Origin of the sequence: Paenibacillus albidus (assembly GCF_014644435.1) — a bacterium.
Lineage (GTDB): Bacteria > Bacillota > Bacilli > Paenibacillales > Paenibacillaceae > Paenibacillus_AQ > Paenibacillus_AQ albidus.
In genome coordinates this window covers 1-5,749 of the sequence record NZ_BMKR01000086.1, presented here as the reverse complement: position 1 = coordinate 5,749, position 5,749 = coordinate 1, and the positions used below count along the sequence as shown (strand labels likewise).

The 5,749-nt window shown below is 53.7% G+C and carries 2 protein-coding genes; both read right to left on the bottom strand.

Annotated features, from left to right (window positions below):
- Positions 1-128: 128 nt before the first annotated feature.
- Positions 129-4,307: a X2-like carbohydrate binding domain-containing protein gene (locus IEY53_RS34475; protein ID WP_229696533.1), complete on the bottom strand. Its 4,179-nt coding sequence runs from the start codon at positions 4,305-4,307 to the stop codon at positions 129-131.
- Between the two features lie 259 nt (positions 4,308-4,566).
- Entirely contained in the window at positions 4,567-5,493 is a 927-nt protein-coding gene (locus IEY53_RS34470; RefSeq protein WP_189032828.1) for an EamA family transporter, read from the bottom strand.
- Positions 5,494-5,749 lie beyond the last annotated feature (256 nt).

The window sequence follows — 5,749 nt, the reverse complement described above, 5'->3', positions numbered from 1 at the left end:
CTTTTTTGACGTTGCTTTCCATTCGTTTATGGCTCAAATAGGTTTGCGTACAGGCCCTAGAAAAAAAGGAGCCTTGTGGCCCCTTTTCCCTATACTCTATTTTCTCTAAGGCCGTGTTGTAATTCCGGTCACTCCACCCATTGTTCCCCGCCCTCCGGGCCAGGCCTGGAGTTGTGATCGACCGAAGCCTCTGCAATATCACCGAAGGCCCAGTGCGAAGCGGGAACATCCTTCCACTGCAGCGGCAGGTCCCCGTAGAGCGGACCTCTGCCCATGGCCCGGTTCACAGCCGTTACCGCCTCAGCCCGGGTCAGCAATTTGGCGGGCCGGAAGGTGCCGTCCTTGTAGCCATTCAGAATACCCGCACCTTGGGCTTTGGCTATGGCCTCCTCCGCCCAATGGCCTGTCGTGTCGCCGAAACCGTTACCCGCCGGTGAAATATCCGGGCTGAGCTTGGCAAGAACACTGGCCATTTCGGCACGGGTGAGTGTCTGGGCCGGCCGGAAAGTGCCATCATTATAGCCCTTCATCAGTCCCATTCCCGCAACAGCATTAATCGCTCCTGCTCCCCAATGTTTAGCCCCGACATCGCTGAACACAGCAGGTGCTCCGCCGGCCTCCATGGACACGGCACTCACCAGAATCACGGCTATCTCAGCACGTGTAATCTTGTTATCCGGCTTGAACAAACCTCCGGGATATCCTTTGATATAAGCCGAATGCCGGGTAACCTGTGCATCCTCCCCTTCTTCGGAGGTTCTGTCCTCTGCAATGGGAGTACTCGCAGGTGAAGGCGCTAATGTAGCCGCAGGAGTGGTGACTGGACTCCAGAACCCTGGCGCTGCCGGAGGAGGTGTCGGTGAAGGTGCCATGCTAGGTTCCGGTGATGGTGAAGCGGTTGGTTCGGGTGATACACCGCCGCTTCCGGCAATCGTGAATTTCAATTGATCCGCCAGCATGACAGCGCCTGACTTCTTCACAGCCTTGAACGTATGACTGCCGTCAGCCAATCCCGAAATGCTGAACAGATTCTGCAGAATTTGCCGGCTGCCGCTGTAAGCGTTCACCGTTTGTACCAAAACCCCATCTACATAGACGTCTACTTCGCCTTGCTCCGGGCCTTTTGGCGAGATCAGACTGATCCCGGTGCCATGGAAAGTGTATTCCAGGGAATCACCATTTGCTTCTGTCGAATGAATGTCATTGTGATAATCACCGCCGAACGTAAACATCAGATTAAGCGTTCCTGCCGGCTGGGCGGCAAGATAGGATTTCTTCAACGTAACCCGATTCCCCGCAAAGGTGTAATCCGTATCCGGCACTAGAGTATATGCTCCGTTAGTGATGCCTTCAAAAATCTCCGGATTCGCAAGCAAGGTGACTTCAATATCGGCTTGGGCTGAGACGGACTTGTCAAAATGGGCTTCTGCCGGATGGATCAGGTCAGGAATCTCCACCTTCAACAGGTCCAGGAGCATAAAATCCCCCGATTTCTTCACAGCCTTGAGCGTATGCAATCCTTCAGGAAGACCGGCAATGCTGTACAAATTCTGCTGTGCCAGACGGCCGTTGCGGTGGGCGCTTACCGTTCTCTGGAACTTGTCGTCAATATAGATATCCATATCTCCCTGTGACTCGTCGACTTCCGTTATCAGCTGGATGCCGGTTCCCCGGAACGTATATTCAAAAGAATCACCATTCTTCTCGGTAAACTGCACATCATCCTTATAGTCGCCCATGCCTCTTCCGGTACTCCGCGACCAGGAGCCGTTGTACCTGATTCCAGGATCGTCGTTGTTAATCATCGAATAGCGGACAGTGGCAGAATCGCTGATCCGTATCACAAACAGCTGCGGATCTCCGGCACTAAAGATAAGGGTCAGGCTGGCCTTCCCTGCAGGCTGTTTGGCGAGATATTCCTTTTTGATCGTCAACTCACCATTGTCCACAGCATAATCTTCTTCCGTTAAGGGTACTCCGTTATTCTCAATAGCGGACAAGGTATTGCCGTTTAGGTTCAGCACAGTCTTGACATCCTTCTGCAGTGCGGCCAGTTTATCAAAGTCGGCCGTTGCGGGATCAATGGTGCTGTTCTGCGCCGAGGAGCTGCCGATTTGAATGGTCAGCTGCTGGGTACTGCCCCCGTCAAAAGCCAGGGTCAATTCGGCCTTGCCGGCAGGCTGACTGAAAAGATACCCCTTTTTAATAATCACGTTATTGCCATCTACTAAATAATCAACGCCTTTTGCCAAGGGTACCCCGCCGTTTCTAACTTCAACCAGCGAACCGTTTCCCAGGACCAGTGTTGTAACCACATCCGCCTGTTTGCCGATCTCTTTATCGAACACGCCCTGGTCCGGTTCAATCAGGGTGTCTGCGGTGACTTTCAGCGCGTCCAGCAGCATGTAATCCCCTGAATCCTTAACCACCTTCAAGGTATGCTCGCCGTTCGCCAGTCCCGAGACACTGTACAGGGGTTGCTGCGCTTCTCTGGGACCGCTGGTATGGGCGCTTACGGTCTCCGGGCTCCCGCCATCCAGGTAAACTAGCATGTCACCTTGTGAGCTATCTTTCTCAGTCAGCAAATCTACACCTGTGCCTGTAAAGGTGTACTGGAAATAATCACCGTTTTTCTCGGTGAAATGTACATCCCCTTTATAATCGCCAAACGGCCTGCCCGTGTTCTCTGCCCAGGAACCGCTGTAAACAATACTGCTGTCGCTGTCATTGATATAAACAGAACGGGTAACGGACATTTCACCAGAGGATAGACCACTCTCAGGGCTGCCGTCCGCGGGTTCACTGTCCGCTGGCTGTAAATTGCCCGCAGGAGCGGCTGCCGATGAATCCCCGATCGTTATGCCCAGCTCCTGCTGTCCTGCCGTCTGCTCCCTGCCGCCGTTTCGCACCCAAAAGCCGTTATAGCGGATGCCCGTATCGTCATCGTTGACCGCGGAAGTGCCCTGTTCCGCGGTCACCTTGAACATCCGGGATGCATGGGGTTCAAGCACCCCGCCGCTAATGCCTTCCTCAAAGGTTCCGAGTTCGGTATGGCTCCACAGGTCACGGACAGAGGCCGGTCCTTCCAGGCCGATATCGCTCCATTTGACCTCCACCTCCGCACTCCGGCTGCCCAGATTGAACAGGGCAACATTGAAAGTGCCGTCGCCGTTGTTGGCATACCAGACCTGCTGCTGGGTATCGATGGATACCGGATGGGCCGGACGTCCGGCCTGATTGACTGCAATCACCTCGTCATTGGTAAGCAGCTCCAGACCGTAGCTGTCCAGACGGGTCAGATCATTACCTGCGTACAGCGGGGCTGCAGAGATTGCCCAGAAGGTCATGGCAGTCTGCCGCTCATCCTTGGTCAGACCATCCATGGACCCGTTCCCGACGTTCAGCGAATCAAAGTCGTTCCACCCGCCGGGGCCTGCGTCCCGCCACCAGATGGCGGCAGCGGGGAACAATCTGGCTATGTTGGTCCATTCAGTCAGCCCGACATTGCTGTTATAGGATTCAACATCCCAATGAATCCGCCAGCCGTTGGCATGTTTTTTCCAGAAGTCCACGTAATTGTGATCCAGTGCCCAAGAAAGCTCAAACCAGATGTCATGCCTGGCCAAAGCCTTGGACCAGGCTTCGACATCCGCACGGGAATCACGGCTGAGGTCGTTGATCCCAGAACCCGGTGTAACGCTGTCAAATTTGACGAAATCAATCCCCCACTCGCCAAGCAGGTCAGCAACCGAGTCAATATATTGCTGGGCGCAGGGATTGGTGAAATCAATTTTGTAGCTGTAAGCATTCCAGGCATCTACGATCTGCAGCGGCTGCGCAGCAATATCCTGCATGTGGCACAGCCCGCCGGTGCCATAGATTTCATAATTTTCGTTGTAGCCTGTAATGGATAACCCCGGAATCAGATAGATTCCGATTTTTTGCCCGTTGTTGTGCACATAATCAATGACCTCCTGAAACCCGTTCGGATACAGTGTGGTGCTTGGAATGGGCCGGCCATATTCGTCCATGCCGCCATTCCAGCCCGCATCAATATTAATATAGTTGTAACCGTGCGCTTGTAGCTTCTCATGCATGGCATCCGACTGCTTTTTAAGGCTCTCCGCCGATGTCCAGTTGCCTGATGGTTCATACACCTGCATGCTGAAGCTGCTCCAGCCCATATAAGGCTTCTGGGCAAGGCTCTTGTCAGCCGCCTTTGCCGTGTTGCGAGTTGTTCCCATGAAGCCGAACTGCGCTGCCGCAATAATGAAGATCAGCAGGCTCATCCCCATCCTTTTTCCCATTCGCTTCAAATCCAACTACCCCCTCTGGCCTTGGTATCATTCCTCGTGTGATAGCGCTTTCTACACGAGTAGATCATAGTGGATGTTGTATCCCGGGGATAGGTACACTTGGGTAGTTCAACGTACAGCTCGCCCTGTAATAGGGGGCAATGCTCCGTAAAGCGGGCTTTTTTCCGCCTTATACACTACCCAAGGCAACGGCAAGAGGCCGCATCGTCCTCGTCAGGACAACGCAGCCTTCGCTCGCTTCACGGTGAAATTACGCCAGCACCCTCAGCAGCACAATCCCGCCCAGTGCCAGGGCAAGGCCAACAACCTCCCGCCGGGCCATGAGCTCCTTCAAGTAAAAACGGGCGTACAGCAGCACGAACACAACGTTCATGGCTGCGATCGCCGAGACAATTCCGGTCACACCTTCGCGGAGGGCCGGAATCATGAACAGCATGCCGGCAATATTGGAGATGCCGACGAACATGCCCCAGGCGAACGTTCTCCCGCTGCTCCAGCTTCCGGCAACCTCAGTTGTTGGCAGCAGGGCAGCTGCCGGGGCTGCCTGATCATCCAGCGCTGCTGCTGTATGAACAACCTGTCCAGCTGCTTGGAGCCTTCCTGAGGCCCACACCGTACCAAATAACACCGCCCCTGTTCCGTACATAACGGCCAACACCGGAAGTGTAGCGGCACCCGCCAATGTAGCTTGCTTGGAGGAAAGGTCGGTAAACGCGAAGAACAGCAGGGTCAAAAGCCCCCACTGAACCCCTTTCAGCTTCCCCAGCTTCAAGTCCTGGGAATATTTAATAAGCAGCAGCCCCAGGATCACTACGGCAAAAGAAGCCAGCTGCCAGCCATTAAGTGTCTCTCCCCACAGCAAATAAGCCACAATCACCACAACAACCGGCGGCAGGCCGGTGAATAGCGCAATCAGAGAAGCTTTGCCTACGGCATATCCCTTATACATGGCAGCGTTGGCAATAAACGAGAACAAACCCATCAAGAGGCCGATTAGGACCCCGCCGGTCCACGGCTGTCCCATAAATAAGTTCATACCGAGTGCAATCAGCGTGCCGGACAAATAGACGCCAAACAAAAGCAAATTCCGGTCGAGCGGACGCTGGGACGTCCATTGATACAGGATTCCGCGCAGCCCAAAGCAGGTTGCTGCAGCGGCGGCATAGATAAACCACATAGATCGTCTTCCTCCAAATGCTTCAATTCCTTCTGTAAAGGATCATCTCAAAATAAAACTGAACTGTTGACAGGCTTAACGGACCAGAGAAGCGCTATTACGCGAAATAAGCTCACTTTTCTGGTCAAACGGACTCAGCAGCCGCTAAATAATCCATTAACCCTCATAGTGGGTTAGACATCATGAAATAAGAGCTCCTGTGTACTTCTGTCAATAGAGTGGACACAGTAAAAAGGTCAGTTCGCAAGCTTTAGAT